Below are 14,651 nucleotides of genomic sequence, written 5' to 3' on the forward strand. Positions count from 1 at the left end.
AATTTAAAACTTCAAAAACTTACGCCACGAAGCGTTCTTATTCACGTCGCAGTTGCCGCAATTGTTGCACTGCGACGTTGTTTTTTCTCCGAAATATTCCAGCAGTACCTTGCGCAGGCACATGGATGTATTGCAATAATTGGTCATTTTACTCAGCAGCTGCAGCTCGTGCTCCTTCCAGGTCAGATCCGGCTGATCGTGGCCGATAAGATAGGTGTTGACCGCAATATCCGCCTTATCGTAAAGCAGCAGACATTCCGCAGGCAGGCCGTCACGCCCTGCGCGTCCTGCCTCCTGATAGTAGCTTTCGATATCCTTGGGCATATTATAATGCACCACAAAGCGTACATCCGGCTTATCAATGCCCATACCGAAGGCATTTGTTGCCACAATCAGCGGCACGCTGCCGCCGACAAAAGCATTCTGATTCTCACGCCGCTCCTCCGGCGTCAATCCCGCGTGATAGCGCAAGGCACTGAAGCCCTGACGCCGCAAAAGCTGCGTCACGCTTTCCACCTTGTTGCGCGTAGCACAGTAAACTACGCCGCAATCCTTTTTATGCTTGCGCATAAACTCCAACAGCGAGCGCTCCTTATCCTGCGTGCGCTGCACGGCAAAATGCAGATTAGGCCTGTCAAAGCCCGTCACCACAATTTTTGCCTCCGGAATGCCTAGGCGTTTGATAATATCACGGCGTACATCCGGTGTAGCCGTAGCAGTAAAGGCTGCCACCAGCGGCTTCGTCGGCAAGGCCTGAATAAAATCGGGGATATTATAATATTCCTTACGAAAGCTGTGTCCCCACTGCGATACGCAGTGCGCCTCGTCCACCGCCACCATCGTAATATAAGCCTGGCGGGCGAAATCAATAAACTGCTGGTTGACCAATCGCTCCGGTGCCACATACAAAAACTTGCACTGCTTGTTGAGCGCAGCATGCAGCACTCTGCCGTACTCGTTGCTGCTCATGCTGCTGTCCAGATAAGCTGCCGGAATACCGCGAGCCGTCAGTGCCTCCGCCTGGTCCTTCATCAGCGATATCAGCGGCGAAATGACCAGCGTCACGCCCTTCAGCAGCAGCGAAGGCAGCTGAAAGCAAATACTCTTGCCTGCACCCGTAGGCAGCACTGCCAGCACAGGCTGTCCGTGTAATATTTCACTTATAATTTCTTCCTGCCCTGTGCGAAAGCTGCTGTAGCCATAAAAATGCTGCAGCGCGCGGTGCAGAAAATCACTGTCTATAATACGTGCCATAAAGCTCCCCTGCTTCGAATAATTGATATTGTAAAAAGTATAGCATATAAGCACTTTTATGTAAAATAACTTTCGTTTTTTCTATAATCGGCTAATAAAAAACAGGTACAGCCTAAGCTGTACCTGAATTTGTTACTTCAAGCGTCTAATTAGTGTTTACGTGCGTTGAAGCATTCGCGGCAGTAAACCGGACGATCGCTGGGTTTGAACGGTACCATGGTCTCTTTACCGCATTCAGCGCAAACTGCGGGGAACATTTCGCGTTGCGGACGGTCGTTTTGTACGCCCATGCGTTGTTTGCGAGCTTGACGGCAAGCCGGGCAACGGCGCGGTTCGTTAGTGAAGCCCTTTTCTGCGTAGAACTCTTGCTCGGAAGCGGTGAATACGAATTCGTTGCCGCACTCGCAGCAGGTTAAAGTCTTGTCTTCTTTCATTGTTTAATCACTCCTAATCATAGATAGAACATACCCCAAAGAACGCATTAAGATGTTTACCTTGGCTTCCCCATTTCATCTATGATAGAAGAAGTTAGGAACTTAAACGGACCACTGAGATACACCTCTTACAGTATATAGTAAGCGCCTGTAAAAGTCAATCTTAGTTTATCAAAAATGCGTAAATTCTTTAATAAGAAACTTTTCATTTCTCAACATATGCTCAAATCCGCTTGTTAACAGTGCTCACAGGAAAAGCTTGCGTGTAAAATTAATGGTGCGGCACCGATAAGTTTACAGCAAAAACTATGACCGTCTTTTTTTCGCCGCTTTAAAGAAAAACCGCGACAGCTTTTCAGGTCTGCGCGGTTTTCGAACTTCAATTTTTATTTATGCAGCCAGTTTACAGATTTTCCCTGCTCTCTGGCAAAGTGATCATCATTGATGGTTTCGGCAATGATATTGCCCTGCCAGTCATTCAGCATGCTAACAGAAACATTATGCACACTCAGCTTCCACAGATTGTTCAGCGGGATGCCCAAAAGCAGGCACAGCTGCACGCGGATAATACCGCCGTGCGATACAATCGCGATATTCTTCTCGTGGCCTTCACGCTCGAAGATATAGTCAAAAGCCGCCTGACAGCGACGCGCTACATCATGAAAGCTTTCGCCCTGCGGCGGAATCCATTCGCCCGGACGCGTCAGGAAATCATCCATCTCCTTAGGCCAGCGGCGGCTGATTTCCGCATATTCCAGGCCTTCCCAGGCACCGAAGCTTACCTCCTGCAGCAAATCCAACGGCTGGTAGGACATATTTTTGCTCATAGCCAGCGGTGCTGCCGTCATGCAGGCACGCAGCATTGAGCTGCAGTAAATCTTGTCAACCGGCAGATGCTGCATATACGCAGCCAGCTTCTCGGACTGCTCCAGACCTTTGGCGTTCAGCGGCATGTTGATGCGTCCCTGAAAGCGATGTCCCTTGTTGCTGTCCGTTTCACCGTGACGGATTAAATATATTTTACCCATTAAGCCTTCGCCCCTTTTTTAGATTGCTCTGCCAGGGAAAATTCCTTCATCTCCGCATGCACGCCTGCTTCCTCAAAGGTTTCCATTTCTTTGTAGGCCTTGATGCCGGCATTGAACAGCGTAAAGCAGACAGCAGCGCCCTCACCGGCGCCGTCGGGAATATTCAGGCGCAGCGGTGCCGTAAGCCCCAGCTCCTGCAGGCATTCTTCCGCGCCCGGCTCTGCGGAAACGTGACCGGCAAAGCAGTAGTCGAGCACGGCAGGTGCCATATCCGCCGCCTTTTTGGCAGCCTTGCAGACAGCAACGCCGTCCAGCATTACCGGCACCTTCATAGCTGCAGCCTGCAGCAGAGCGCCGGCCATAGCGGTGCGTACCATCTCATTATCAGGATTGGAAAGGCAGCCGAAGCCCAAAAGCTCCAGTCCCTTCTCGTGTACCAGCTCCTGCACCAGGGCAGCGCCCTCCTCCAGAGCATCAGCCTCCTCCTCCGAGGTTACCAGCAGAGCCACGGCCTTCGCACCGGTTTCTGCAGCCAGCACATTCACCGGCCATTTGGCGTGCATAATTTTTTCGGCCTGAGCAGCCTCTTCGATACCGCACCATACCAGTAAATCGCGTTTAGGATAATCTAAATCCTCTTTTTCATAAATACCCTTGATACCGCAATAGCGCGAGGTCATTTCTTCCAGCTTGGCCAGACTGCCGACCGGCTTGATCAGATTATCAAAGCGTATCTGCGCCAGCTTCATACAGCCTCTGTCGGCAGGCACAATCTTTTGGATTATTTCTTCTATATGCATAGCATTTTTCCTTTCTGTCTCTTTATAATTCGGCAAAATATTGCCGGGGAAATATATCAGATTATATAGGTTGCGAGCATCAGGTAAACCACAACGCCGCATTCCGTCAAAAAGCCGTAGGTATCACCGGTAAGGCCGCCCAGCTGACCGCTGAGGAAATGCGCAATGCCCTGGCAGATAACGAAGGCCGCTATTGCCGTATACAAATACGGCAGGCCGCAGGCTGCGACAAGCGCCAGGCAGAGTGCAAAGGCAATATAGGTATACATCGGCTTGGCATAGGCCTTAAACATATGACCGATGCCGGTTTTGCGTGCATACTTGTAGTTGACGATGTAGGTAACCATAAAGGTACGCGTTGCTACAAAAACTGCAACCAACGCAAACGACAGCTTAACCGGCGGCAGCGTAGTATAGGCAGCCACCTTCAGCAGCACGAGGCAGACAAGCGCGATAACGGCATTGGAGCCTACGTGGCTGTCCTTCATGATTTCCAGCATACGCTCACGGTCACGGGCGCTGAAAACACCGTCGGAGGTATCCATAAAGCCGTCATACATCAAAGCGCCGATAATAATCAGCTCCGCCAGCACCAGCATCACTGCGCGCATCAGATCAGGGGTGTGCAGATAATACAGTCCGTAATTTACCGCACCCATAAAAACGCCCATTACCAGGCCGACCAAAGGGAAGTACGGTACACTGCGGCTGAAATCGTTATCATGCCAGTCCGTGCGGTTGGAAAAGCGGATTCTGGTCAAAAATTCCAGACAAGTTACAAAATCACGCATCACATCACCTGCTTAAATGATTATACACATCCATTGCTGCCTGCAGCACAACAATAGCCAGAGAAGCACCGGTGCCCTCACCCAGGCGCATACCGGCATCCACAATCGGCGAAAGCTGCATCAGCTCCAGCATTTTCTTATGAGAAATATCGCTGCTCAGATGCGAGCAAAGCATATAATCGCGGCACTGCGGATAGAGGCCGTAGGCCAAAAGTGCTGCAGCCGTAGCATTAACACCGTCAACCATTGCCGGTACGCGGCGACGGGCTGCACCGATAATTACACCGGCCAGACCTGCGTGGTCATAGCCGCCGACCTTACAGAGAATGTCCATCGCATCACCCTGCTTCGGCATATTTTTAGCCAGACCGTCGATAACAACCTGACGTTTAATCTTCATGCGTTCGTCATTGATACCGCTGCCACGGCCGACAGTCAGCTGCGGATCCAAGCCTAAAAACGCGCTGGCAATAGCAGAGGTAGAGGTTGTATTGCCGATGCCCATTTCGCCTGTATAAAGCATATTGTAGCCTTGGTCGATGCACATATCAGCCATTTCGATGCCGACGGCAATAGCCTTTTCAGCCTGCTCGCGCGTCATCGCCGGTCCCTGGGTGAAGTCATTTGTTCCCCAAGCTACCTTTTTCTGATACACCTTGGGCAAATCGCTCAAATCAAAGGCAGTGCCTACATCACAGACGAAAACATCGGCGTGCGCATGACGAGCCAGCACGGTAGCACCGGCAGTACCGCGCATATAACCGTTAATCATCTGACGCGTAACCTCCTGCGGATAAGCGCTGACACCGTATTTCGCAATACCGTGGTCACCGCACATCAGAACCATCGCCGTCTTTAATTTATCCGGTAAATCCTTGCCGATCATACCTGCAAGTCCTACAACCATATCCTCCAGCTTGCCCAGATTAGCTGCCGGCTTGTCTATCTTAGCGTAGCCTGCCCGCACTTCTTGCATACGTTCTTCATCCAGAGCAGGTATTATGATTTTCTCCATATCAGTCGTTATTCTCCTTCATCCTCAAATTTAAAAGCCAATTTTTTTACGTCTACAGCCTGACCTGCCACACAATAATAAACATGGTCAGCCTCATCTGCCACACGCTGGTTAACCCAGCCGGCAAGGTCACGGTATTCACGCGCCATCTGATTATCCGGCACAATGCCGCTGCCCACCTCATTCGTAACAAAGACAACGATTTTACCGCAATTACGTGCTGCTGCCAGCACCTTGTCAATTTCGTCAAATACTACCTGACAGCGCTCCAGGAATTCACCCTCCGGCGCATCCTTGCCATAAAGCAGGTTACACATATAAACAGTCAGGCAGTCAAACAGAACCGCTCCTGTTTCCGCTGACAGCGCTTCAAGCGTGCGCTCGGCATGATAAGGCGCTTCGTGATTAATCCAACGTGCATCACGACGCTCACGGTGCAGACGCACGCGCTCCGCCATTTCCTCATCTAAGATTTCTGCCGTAGCAACGTAATCGCATTTGGGAGAATAATGCAATACATAGCGTTCTGCAAATTCGCTTTTGCCGCTGCGGGCTCCGCCGGTAACCATAATAATTTTTCCAGGCATATTTCAACCTCCCTTCGTTTTTGTAAGCTGCATGCTTTTCATTTTATACATATATGAAAAAAGCTCCCTTGCGGGAGATTCACAAAATGCAGCTGCAGCCAAAAATTCTATATTTACGCATACCAAAGCCAGCCTATCTCCCGTAGGCTCCAAGCTTCGTAACAGGCAGGTCTCCTGGCTTAGCTTCATCGCCCTCAGCGCCTTCCCAACTTGCGTCAGTGACATAATTGCCTGGGCTCCGCTTACAGTAGCGGGACTGCTCCGGATTCTCACCGGCATTCCCTTTTCAGCACCGGCCTCAACCGGCGCACCTGTCAAAAAAATTCCAAGTATATATATTCGACAGCAATTCCTATAATCCTGCTAAGGCGCAAAAAAAGAGCTGCCTAAGCAGCTCTTTCAGGAATTTCGTTATTTTGCGTAATCAACAGCACGAGTTTCGCGGATGATAACAACCTTAATCTGACCGGGATATTCCATTTCATCTTCAATCTTCTTGGAGATATCGCGTGCCAGAAGCACAGCGGAAGCATCATCGATAACATCCGGCTTAACCATAATGCGGATTTCGCGGCCAGCCTGTACGGCATAGCATTTTTCAACGCCCTCAAAGGACTCAGAAATTTCTTCCAATCGAGTTAAGCGCTTCAGGTAGCTTTCCAGAGTTTCGCGTCTTGCACCCGGACGGGCAGCAGATACTGCGTCAGCGGCAGATACCAGAACAGCTTCAACACTCTTAGGCTCGCAGTCACCATGATGCGCCAAAATAGCATTGACAATCAGGTCGGACTCACGGAACTTCTTGGCAATTTCGCCGCCGATTTCAACGTGAGAGCCTTCCATTTCATGGTCAATAGCCTTGCCGATATCATGCAGCAGGCCGGCACGTTTAGCCAGAACAACGTCAACACCGAGCTCAGAAGCCATTACACCTGCCAGGTTAGCAACCTCAACAGAATGGTTCAGGACATTCTGACCATAGCTGGTACGATATTTCAGGCGACCCAGCAGCTTAATCAGTTCGGGATGCAGGCCATGCACACCGACAGCAAAGGTAGCCTGTTCGCCGGCTTCCTTAATTTTCTGCTCAACCTCTTTTTGTGCCTTTTCAACCATTTCCTCAATGCGGGACGGATGAATACGGCCGTCATTAATCAATTTTTCCAGAGCGATACGGGCAACCTCACGGCGTACCGGATCGAAGCCGGAAATAATAACAGCCTCCGGAGTATCATCGATAATCAGATCGATGCCGGTAAGGGTTTCCAGAGTGCGGATGTTACGGCCTTCACGACCGATGATGCGGCCCTTCATTTCATCGTTAGGCAGGCCTACTACAGAAACGGTGGTTTCCGCTACATGGTCTGCTGCACAACGCTGAATTGCCAGAGAAATAATTTCTCTTGCCTTGCGGTCTGCCTCATCCTTAGCCTGTTGCTCCAGATCCTTAACCATCATAGCAGATTCGTGCTTAACCTCGTCCTCGAGGGATTGCAGCAGCTCCTGCTTTGCTTCGTCACTGGTCAGTCCGGAAATACGCTCCAGTTCAACCTGACGTTTTTCCAGCATTGCCTCAGCCTTCTCCTGAGCAGCGTTCAGGCGCTGTTCCTTGGAAGCCAGCTTTTCTTCCTTGCGTTCGAAGGATTCGATTTTACGGTCCAGATTTTCTTCTTTTTGCAGCAGACGACGCTCCTGACGCTGCAGGTCATTACGTCTGTCTTTATTTTCACGCTCCATTTCGGAACGCAGACGATGGATTTCTTCTTTAGCCTCCATCATGATTTCTTTGCGTTTTGCTTCGCCGGTCTGCTCCGCATCCTGTACAATACGGATAGCCTGCTCTTCTGCAGTAGCAATTTTACCTTCAGCAACATTTTTGCGAACCAGATAACCTACTGCACCGCCGGCCAGACCAACAACAACAGCTGTACCGATAATTTCTAAAATCGTCCTCACCTCCTAAATGTAGATTTTTCCAAGATTTTTTTGCATAGTAACAGCAGGCGCCTGTTTGCGTCTGCTATAGATGTCCTTATTCCGTTGAATCTATAATAAAATATGTATTATCTATTCTGAAATAGGGCAAAAAATAAGGCAACCGCTTTACGCGTCGCCTCGTGAAAATCGTAGATATTAACACGATTGCATAACTACATTATAGATTATATTTAACAAAATTGTCAAGTTTAACCGCTATATATTGTCTGAAAAATGCAATTTACCCAATATAATGTGCACATATCTTGATGAAAAGCCGCGAGCCGCCATAAAGCGCCCCGCAGCCGCATATATTTTTTTGTTATCTGTTTCTGCTGTTAGCTTACGCTGATTGCGCTGCACGAAAAGCTGTGCCGCGTTCTCCGCCTGCCCTTCTTCAATGTCAGGCGTAAAGCGTTCCATAATTTCCGCAACCACGTCCGGGCGTATGCCGCGCTTGGTCAGCTCCAGCTGCAGATGCTGTCTGCCGTAATAGCGTTTGGCCAGCCATGCTTCGTACACCCTATTGGCGTAACGCTCCTCGTTCAGCAGACCGTAATCCTCGAGCTTGGCCACCGCCTCCAGCGCCTGCTCCTTAGTTGCACCCTTGCGCTGCAAGCGCTCCACCATATCCTTATGGCTGTAATCACGGTAAGACAATAAATCCAGCGCGCAGTCATAAACCTGCTGCGCGCCGGTAAAGCCTTCTTCCTTTTTCTTATTCCTTAAAGATCGACTCCACATCCTGCAACGGCTCCTCAGCTGCTTCCTTATTATCGCTCTTGGCAATCGTCACTGCGCGGATTTTAGCTTCGATTTCTTGGGCAATTTCCGGATTCTCACGCAAAAAGTCTTTAACCTTTTCCTTGCCCTGACCTAAACGGATATCACCGTAGGAATACCAGGCACCGCTCTTGTTGATAATATCAAGGTCTGCGCCCAGATCAACAAGGCAGCCTTCATGAGAAATGCCTTTGCCATACATAATATCGAACTCAGCCTGTCTGAACGGAGGTGCTACCTTGTTCTTGACAACCTTAACGCGGGTACGGCTGCCGATAACATCGTTGCCGTTTTTCAGCGTGTCGATACGGCGTACATCCATACGGACGGTAGAGTAGAATTTCAGTGCGCGGCCACCGGTAGTGGTTTCCGGATTACCGAACATAACGCCGACCTTTTCACGGATCTGGTTGATGAAAATAGTAGCACACTTGGATTTGGAAATCAGACCTGTCAGCTTACGCAGAGCCTGGCTCATCAGACGTGCCTGCAGGCCTACGTGGGAATCACCCATTTCGCCTTCGATTTCGGCACGCGGAACCAAAGCTGCAACGGAGTCGATAACGATAATATCAATAGCGCCGCTGCGTACCAGTGCGTCAGCAATTTCCAAAGCCTGTTCGCCGTTATCCGGCTGAGAAATCAGCAGATCGTCAATATCTACACCCAGATGACGGGCATATTCCGGATCCAGTGCATGCTCCGCATCGATAAATGCTGCATAGCCGCCCATCTTCTGAGCTTCGGCAATCATATGCAAAGCAACGGTAGTTTTACCGGAAGATTCGGGACCGTAAATCTCAATAACGCGTCCGCGCGGAATACCGCCGACACCAAGAGCAATATCCAGTGATAAAGCGCCTGTAGGGATAACCTCTATATTCATTTTGGCACTTGCTTCGCCCAGCATCATAATGCTGCCCTTGCCAAAATCCTTTTCAATCTGGTGCATCGCCATGTCTAAGGCTTTCTTTTTATCTGCGTCCATCTGCCTGCCTCCTAATATATAAATTTAAATTTAATCAATTCACTGCCTTTATTATACAAACAAAAGTTTCCTTTGTCAAGAAAAGTTTTGTTATTTGATATTCTGTTTAGCAGCCTCCAGCTGTGCCTGCTTTTCCTTTTCTTCCAACAGGTGCTTGATTTCATCCTGAGTATATTCATAGGTGCTGTTGCAGAATTCGCAGTGTGCTTCCGTAGTTTTGTCCTGCGCCAGCTCCTCCAGAGATTTTACATCAAGGTTGCCCAAAGCCGCCAGAATGCGCTCACGGCTGCAGCGGCATTTGAAGCTCAGGGGAATGGTTTCTTTAATATCAACGTCCAGACCGCGGCCGAGAATTTCAATCATCTTTTGCGGAGTATAACCGATTTCCAGCAGCTGGGTTACATACGGAGTCAGTTTAACGTTGTTTTCCAGCTTTTCCAGAACCTCGTCGGTGCAGCCCGGCATAGCCTGAATAAAGAAGCCGCCGGATGCGGTTACGTTGCCGTCCTTGTCAACCAGTACGCCCAGAGCAACGCTTGTCGGTGTCTGTTCGGAAACATAGAGGTATTTGGTCAGGTCGCTGGCGATTTCGCCGTCCTGCAGCTCGCAGTAGCCGGTGAAGGGCTCTGCATTCTGCAGATAACGCGTTACGATAATATTACCCTCGCCGATGCCGCCGCCGACATCCAGCTTGCCATTTTTCAGGGGCAAAAATGCATCGGGGTTTTCCACATAACCGCGCACTGTGCTGCCTTCGGCATCTGCTACTACCTCGCCCAAAGGGCCATCGCCCTTCAGACGCAGGCTGATGCGCTCGTTATCCTTCATTGTTGCGGCCAGCAGCAGCGCGCCGTTCATTGCACGTCCCAGAGCAGCGCTTGCCAGATGGGAGCAGCCGTGCTTTTTAGCTGCTTCCTGTACCAGATTAGTGGTGCATAATGCATAAATACGTACACCGTCGGCCGTAGCCTTTGTCAAAACATCTTCCATAATATCTGCCTCACAATCCTGCCTTACGGCAAAAATTTTACTTGCTTAATAAAACAAGCCCACTAAACTACTGCTAGCGGGCTTGCAAATTTCATGCATGGGGAACAGCCTGTTATCAGCTCTTCCACAATGTCAATTATAAATCATAATAGTCAAAAAGGCAAGCGGTGAAAATGTTACATTTCTTTGAAGAGATTTACCATTTCCATTGCGGTCATTGCGCAGTCTACGCCCTTGTTGCCGGCCTTGGTGCCTGCACGTTCTACAGCCTGCTGAATGTTTTCGGTGGTGAGTACGCCGAAGGCTACGGGTACGCCGGTTTGCATGCTTACCTGAGCGATGCCTTTGGAGGCTTCGGCGCATACATAGTCAAAGTGCGGGGTTGCGCCGCGGATTACGGCACCTAAGCAGATTACTGCGTCATATTTGCCGCTTTCTGCGAGTTTTTTTGCTGCCATGGGGATTTCGAAGGCGCCCGGTACCCAGGCTACGGTGAGATCTTCGTCAGCTGCTTCGTGGCGGATCAGGCAGTCGATGCAGCCGCTGAGGAGTTTGCTGGTGATGAATTCGTTGAAGCGGGCTACGACGATGGCGATTTTCATGTTTTTGGCGGTGAGTTTTCCTTCTAAGGTTTTCATGTTTTGTTCCTCCTAATGGTTTTATGTTTTACGTTAATTTATACTTTTTTTACTTTCCACAGTTGCAGCCACAGCCTTCGTGCAGCTTGTGTCCCATTTTCTCTTCTTTAACGTCGAGATAGTGCTCGTTGTATTCGTTAGGCTCCATGATGATGGGCACGCGGTCGGTGATGGTGATGCCATAACCGGAGAGACCGATGCGTTTTGCGGGGTTGTTGGTAATCAGGCGGATGCTGGTGAGTCCGAGGTCAACCAGAATTTGTGCACCCATGCCGTAATCACGCAGGTCGGGAGCAAAGCCCAGGCGAACGTTCGCCTCAACGGTATCAAGGCCCTGATCCTGCAGTGCGTAAGCACGGATTTTATTAGCCAAACCAATACCACGGCCCTCCTGACGCATGTAAACAACAGCGCCGCAGCCTTCCTTTTCAATCATCTTCAGAGCGGTTGCCAGCTGATCGCCGCAGTCGCAGCGCAGGCTGCCGAAGGCATCACCGGTCAGGCACTCGCTGTGTACGCGCACGAGCACATCCTTTTTACCGGCAACATCGCCCTTGACAATAGCAACATGACAAAGGTTGTCCAAATCGTTTTCATATGCAATGATGCGGAAATTGCCGTATTTAGTCGGCAACGCAGCCTCAGCGGCACGATGCACCATTTTTTCGTGTGCCTTGCGATAGGCAACAAGCTCGGCAACAGTGATGAAAACGAGCTTATGCTTTTTAGCGAACTCGATTAAATCCGGAGTGCGCGCCATATGGCCGTCATCGTTCATAATCTCGCAGCAGATGCCCACGGGCTGCAGGCCTGCCAGCTTGCACAAATCAACAGTAGTTTCGGTGTGACCGGTACGCACCAGTACACCGCCCTTGCGTGCGCGCAGCGGGAAAACGTGACCCGGACGGCGGAAGTCGCTCGGCTGTGCGCCCGGCTCAGCGCATTTTTTCATGGTATATGCGCGCTCATAAGCGGAAATACCGGTGGTGGTGTCAACATGGTCAATAGAAACAGAGAAGGCTGTTTCGTGATTGTCGGTGTTATGCGTTACCATAGCGCCGAACTGCAGCTTGTCCATAACCTCGCTGTCTGCCGGCATGCAGATAAGTCCGCGTGCTTCCTTAGCCATAAAGTTAATAGCCTCGGGAGTGCACAGCTCGGCTGCCATAATCAGGTCGCCTTCGTTTTCGCGGTCCTCGTCATCGGTTACCAATACCATCTGACCTGCTTTAATCGCAGCGATGGCTTCATCAATTGTATTATACTTAAACTTTTCCATTTTCTACCTCTTTGTTGCTGCTCAGATAAACCCATTCTCCAGCAGCATATTTTTATTTAAAGCAGGCTCCTGAGTCTGCTTGGGGTTAAATTTTAACATTTGCTCTACATATTTGCCGACAATATCCGTTTCCAGATTTACGCTGTCGCCCACATCCTTAAAGCCAAGCGTTGTTTCCTTGGCAGTATGCGGAATCAGCGATACGGAAAAGCTGCTTTCCGTAACCTGCGTCACCGTCAGGCTGATACCATCAATCGCAATACTGCCCTTTTTGATGATATATTTCAAAAGCTCCGGCGGGGTGTTGATAGTCACCACCATCGCAATGCCCTCCGGTCTGCGGCCGGCAATTACACCCAGTCCTTCCACGTGTCCGCTGACGATATGACCGTCAAGACCGTCGCACAGGCGCAGCGTGCGCTCCAGATTTACTCTGTCGCCGGCATGCAGGCTGCCGATATTGGTCAGGCGCACGGTTTCCGGCATCACGTCGGCGGTAAAGGCGGTGTCATCCATGCTTACTACCGTAAGGCAGGCGCCGTTGACGGCAACGCTATCACCGATTTTCAAATTCTGCAGTACCTTCACCGCAGCAACTGTCAGGTGATAGGATTCACCCTGCTGCGCCAGCTTCTGCACCGTGCCCAGTTCGGCTACCAATCCTGTAAACATTATTCCGCCTCCTTCGGCAGCTCCTGCTTATCCAGCTCCGGCACCAGACCTGTTATCAGTACATCACTGCCCAATTTTTCCATCTCGACCTCTGTCAGCTGCCAACCTGTTTCTACTAGGCTGCTGCCTGCACCGCCTACCGGCGGCAGAGCGGCAGCGCCGCCGATCAGCTTGGGCGCTACAAAGGCGCACACTCTGTCAGCAAGGCCTGCATCAAATAAGGCACCGTGAATTGCACTGCCTCCTTCTACCAAAAGGCTGGCAATACCGCGCTCAGCCAAGGCCTGCACCACCTGCGCCACAGGCAGCACGCCGTCAGCCAGCGGCAGACGTACCACCTCTACGTTAGGCAGAGCAGCCAGCGCTTCCGCCTTAACGATATCGGAATCCAAGCCGGTAAAAATAATCGTGTCCGCCAGCGGATTCAAAACTGCTGCCATCAGCGAAATCTTCAGGCTGCTGTCGAGCACCACGCGCACCGGATTTTTGCCGCGCACCAGACGGGTGGTCAGCTCCGGGTCATCCTCCAGCACTGTGCCGATGCCGACAAGCACAGCGTCATGCTGCTTACGCAGACGATGCGCGAAGGTGCGTGCCTCCTCGCCGGTAATCCATTTGCTGTCGCCGGTAGCAGTAGCGATTTTGCCATCCAATGTCATAGCGTATTTTAAAGTAATAAACGGACGCTGCTTCGTAATCCAGGTAAAGAAGCGCTCATTTAGGCGCTTAGCCTCCTTTTCGCACACGCCGGTAACAACCTCGATACCCTGCAGGCGCAGATATTCCAAACCCTGACCTGCAACCTTGGGGTTAGGATCAAGGCAGGCAACCACAACCTTGCCGATGCCCGCGCGCGCCAAGGCTACGCAGCAGGGACCGGTGCGTCCGTAATGTGCGCAGGGCTCCAACGTTACATAGGCCGTTGCACCCTGAGCCATCTGCTTAGCCTCCGCCAAGGCATTGACCTCGGCATGCGGTTCGCCGGCCTTATGGTGATAGCCCTCACCCACAATATTGCCTTCGGCATCCACAATCACGCAGCCAACCATCGGATTGGGACTGGTATTGCCCTCTGCCTGCAGCGCCAGCTCCAGGGCCCGCTGCATATATGCTTCATCTGTCATTCTTGCCAAAATATCACCTTCCAGTAATATAAAAAACCGCATAAAGACCTAAGGAGCCCATATGCGGTAAAAAACTGTTTTGCCACCTTTTATCATCCAGACTATACTGTCGGTACCGGAATCGCACCGGTTCATGCGTTGCTGCGCTAGCGGACTTTACCGCCGATCGGGAATTGCACCCTGCCCCAAAGGTTACATTATGAAGTTATTTTTATTATAGCGTCAAAATTTCTTCCAGTCAAGAAAACTATACGTGAACGGCCGCGTCAGTTTACTGTAGGAATCAAAAGG

15 protein-coding genes and 2 riboswitches are annotated in these 14,651 nt (G+C 50.6%); all 15 genes read right to left on the bottom strand.

Annotation, left to right across the window (positions count from 1 at the left end; all coding sequences use genetic code 11):
- Positions 1-3 precede the first annotated feature (3 nt).
- Positions 4-1,254, bottom strand: a complete 1,251-nt coding sequence (locus HMPREF9443_RS03510) for a RecQ family ATP-dependent DNA helicase (protein WP_009145132.1) — start codon at positions 1,252-1,254, stop codon at positions 4-6.
- A gap of 149 nt (positions 1,255-1,403) precedes the next feature.
- Positions 1,404-1,688 (bottom strand): zinc-ribbon domain containing protein, encoded by a 285-nt coding sequence (locus HMPREF9443_RS03515; protein WP_009145133.1) that lies wholly within the window; start codon positions 1,686-1,688, stop codon positions 1,404-1,406.
- Between the two features lie 386 nt (positions 1,689-2,074).
- Positions 2,075-2,716, bottom strand: coding sequence for a histidine phosphatase family protein (locus tag HMPREF9443_RS10295; protein ID WP_009145135.1), 642 nt, complete (start codon positions 2,714-2,716; stop codon positions 2,075-2,077).
- Positions 2,716-3,516: a nicotinate-nucleotide--dimethylbenzimidazole phosphoribosyltransferase gene (locus tag HMPREF9443_RS10300; protein ID WP_009145136.1), complete on the bottom strand. Its 801-nt coding sequence runs from the start codon at positions 3,514-3,516 to the stop codon at positions 2,716-2,718. Before HMPREF9443_RS10300 ends, HMPREF9443_RS10295 begins: the two co-directional genes overlap by 1 nt.
- Positions 3,517-3,572: 56 nt before the next feature.
- Positions 3,573-4,307, bottom strand: coding sequence for an adenosylcobinamide-GDP ribazoletransferase (gene cobS, locus HMPREF9443_RS03530; protein WP_009145137.1), 735 nt, complete (start codon positions 4,305-4,307; stop codon positions 3,573-3,575).
- 4 nt (positions 4,308-4,311) lie between these two features.
- Complete coding sequence (gene cobT, locus HMPREF9443_RS03535; RefSeq protein WP_009145138.1) at positions 4,312-5,322, bottom strand: nicotinate-nucleotide--dimethylbenzimidazole phosphoribosyltransferase; 1,011 nt, start codon at positions 5,320-5,322, stop codon at positions 4,312-4,314.
- Positions 5,323-5,330: 8 nt separating this feature from the next.
- Positions 5,331-5,909 (bottom strand): bifunctional adenosylcobinamide kinase/adenosylcobinamide-phosphate guanylyltransferase, encoded by a 579-nt coding sequence (cobU, locus tag HMPREF9443_RS03540; protein WP_009145139.1) that lies wholly within the window; start codon positions 5,907-5,909, stop codon positions 5,331-5,333.
- A 147-nt stretch (positions 5,910-6,056) separates the two neighbouring features.
- Positions 6,057-6,239, bottom strand: a riboswitch (cobalamin riboswitch).
- Positions 6,240-6,320: 81 nt separating this feature from the next.
- The gene (gene rny, locus HMPREF9443_RS03550; protein WP_009145140.1) at positions 6,321-7,865 is read right to left on the bottom strand and encodes a ribonuclease Y; all 1,545 of its coding nucleotides are present in this window, start codon (positions 7,863-7,865) and stop codon (positions 6,321-6,323) included.
- 237 nt (positions 7,866-8,102) lie between these two features.
- Complete coding sequence (locus HMPREF9443_RS03555) at positions 8,103-8,630, bottom strand: regulatory protein RecX (protein ID WP_009145141.1); 528 nt, start codon at positions 8,628-8,630, stop codon at positions 8,103-8,105.
- Complete coding sequence (gene recA, locus HMPREF9443_RS03560; protein ID WP_009145142.1) at positions 8,605-9,657, bottom strand: recombinase RecA; 1,053 nt, start codon at positions 9,655-9,657, stop codon at positions 8,605-8,607. Before recA ends, HMPREF9443_RS03555 begins: the two co-directional genes overlap by 26 nt.
- Positions 9,658-9,747: 90 nt before the next feature.
- Positions 9,748-10,647, bottom strand: coding sequence for an Hsp33 family molecular chaperone HslO (gene hslO, locus HMPREF9443_RS03565; RefSeq protein ID WP_009145143.1), 900 nt, complete (start codon positions 10,645-10,647; stop codon positions 9,748-9,750).
- Between the two features lie 176 nt (positions 10,648-10,823).
- Positions 10,824-11,285: a 6,7-dimethyl-8-ribityllumazine synthase gene (gene ribH / locus HMPREF9443_RS03570; protein ID WP_009145144.1), complete on the bottom strand. Its 462-nt coding sequence runs from the start codon at positions 11,283-11,285 to the stop codon at positions 10,824-10,826.
- Between the two features lie 49 nt (positions 11,286-11,334).
- Complete coding sequence (locus HMPREF9443_RS03575) at positions 11,335-12,564, bottom strand: bifunctional 3,4-dihydroxy-2-butanone-4-phosphate synthase/GTP cyclohydrolase II (RefSeq protein WP_009145145.1); 1,230 nt, start codon at positions 12,562-12,564, stop codon at positions 11,335-11,337.
- A gap of 21 nt (positions 12,565-12,585) precedes the next feature.
- Complete coding sequence (locus tag HMPREF9443_RS03580; protein ID WP_009145146.1) at positions 12,586-13,236, bottom strand: riboflavin synthase; 651 nt, start codon at positions 13,234-13,236, stop codon at positions 12,586-12,588.
- The gene (gene ribD / locus HMPREF9443_RS03585; RefSeq protein WP_040564991.1) at positions 13,236-14,360 is read right to left on the bottom strand and encodes a bifunctional diaminohydroxyphosphoribosylaminopyrimidine deaminase/5-amino-6-(5-phosphoribosylamino)uracil reductase RibD; all 1,125 of its coding nucleotides are present in this window, start codon (positions 14,358-14,360) and stop codon (positions 13,236-13,238) included. The genes HMPREF9443_RS03580 and ribD overlap by 1 nt, the downstream gene beginning before the upstream one ends.
- Positions 14,361-14,440: 80 nt before the next feature.
- A riboswitch (FMN riboswitch) is annotated at positions 14,441-14,557 on the bottom strand.
- Between the last annotated feature and the right edge of the window lie 94 nt (positions 14,558-14,651).

The organism is Phascolarctobacterium succinatutens YIT 12067 (assembly GCF_000188175.1).
Lineage (GTDB): Bacteria > Bacillota > Negativicutes > Acidaminococcales > Acidaminococcaceae > Phascolarctobacterium_A > Phascolarctobacterium_A succinatutens.

What these genes read in the sequence shown, in the direction of transcription:
- HMPREF9443_RS03580 (WP_009145146.1), bottom strand. Translation starts at nt 13,236, where the DNA reads ATGTTTACAGGATTGGTAGCCGAACTGGGCACGGTGCAGAAGCTGGCG.
- HMPREF9443_RS03575 (WP_009145145.1), bottom strand. Translation starts at nt 12,564, where the DNA reads ATGGAAAAGTTTAAGTATAATACAATTGATGAAGCCATCGCTGCGATT.
- recA (WP_009145142.1), bottom strand. Translation starts at nt 9,657, where the DNA reads ATGGACGCAGATAAAAAGAAAGCCTTAGACATGGCGATGCACCAGATT.
- HMPREF9443_RS03515 (WP_009145133.1), bottom strand. Translation starts at nt 1,688, where the DNA reads ATGAAAGAAGACAAGACTTTAACCTGCTGCGAGTGCGGCAACGAATTC.
- HMPREF9443_RS03510 (WP_009145132.1), bottom strand. Translation starts at nt 1,254, where the DNA reads ATGGCACGTATTATAGACAGTGATTTTCTGCACCGCGCGCTGCAGCAT.
- HMPREF9443_RS10295 (WP_009145135.1), bottom strand. Translation starts at nt 2,716, where the DNA reads ATGGGTAAAATATATTTAATCCGTCACGGTGAAACGGACAGCAACAAG.
- cobU (WP_009145139.1), bottom strand. Translation starts at nt 5,909, where the DNA reads ATGCCTGGAAAAATTATTATGGTTACCGGCGGAGCCCGCAGCGGCAAA.
- ribD (WP_040564991.1), bottom strand. Translation starts at nt 14,360, where the DNA reads ATGACAGATGAAGCATATATGCAGCGGGCCCTGGAGCTGGCGCTGCAG.
- hslO (WP_009145143.1), bottom strand. Translation starts at nt 10,647, where the DNA reads ATGGAAGATGTTTTGACAAAGGCTACGGCCGACGGTGTACGTATTTAT.
- cobT (WP_009145138.1), bottom strand. Translation starts at nt 5,322, where the DNA reads ATGGAGAAAATCATAATACCTGCTCTGGATGAAGAACGTATGCAAGAA.
- ribH (WP_009145144.1), bottom strand. Translation starts at nt 11,285, where the DNA reads ATGAAAACCTTAGAAGGAAAACTCACCGCCAAAAACATGAAAATCGCC.
- cobS (WP_009145137.1), bottom strand. Translation starts at nt 4,307, where the DNA reads ATGCGTGATTTTGTAACTTGTCTGGAATTTTTGACCAGAATCCGCTTT.
- HMPREF9443_RS10300 (WP_009145136.1), bottom strand. Translation starts at nt 3,516, where the DNA reads ATGCATATAGAAGAAATAATCCAAAAGATTGTGCCTGCCGACAGAGGC.
- HMPREF9443_RS03555 (WP_009145141.1), bottom strand. Translation starts at nt 8,630, where the DNA reads ATGTGGAGTCGATCTTTAAGGAATAAGAAAAAGGAAGAAGGCTTTACC.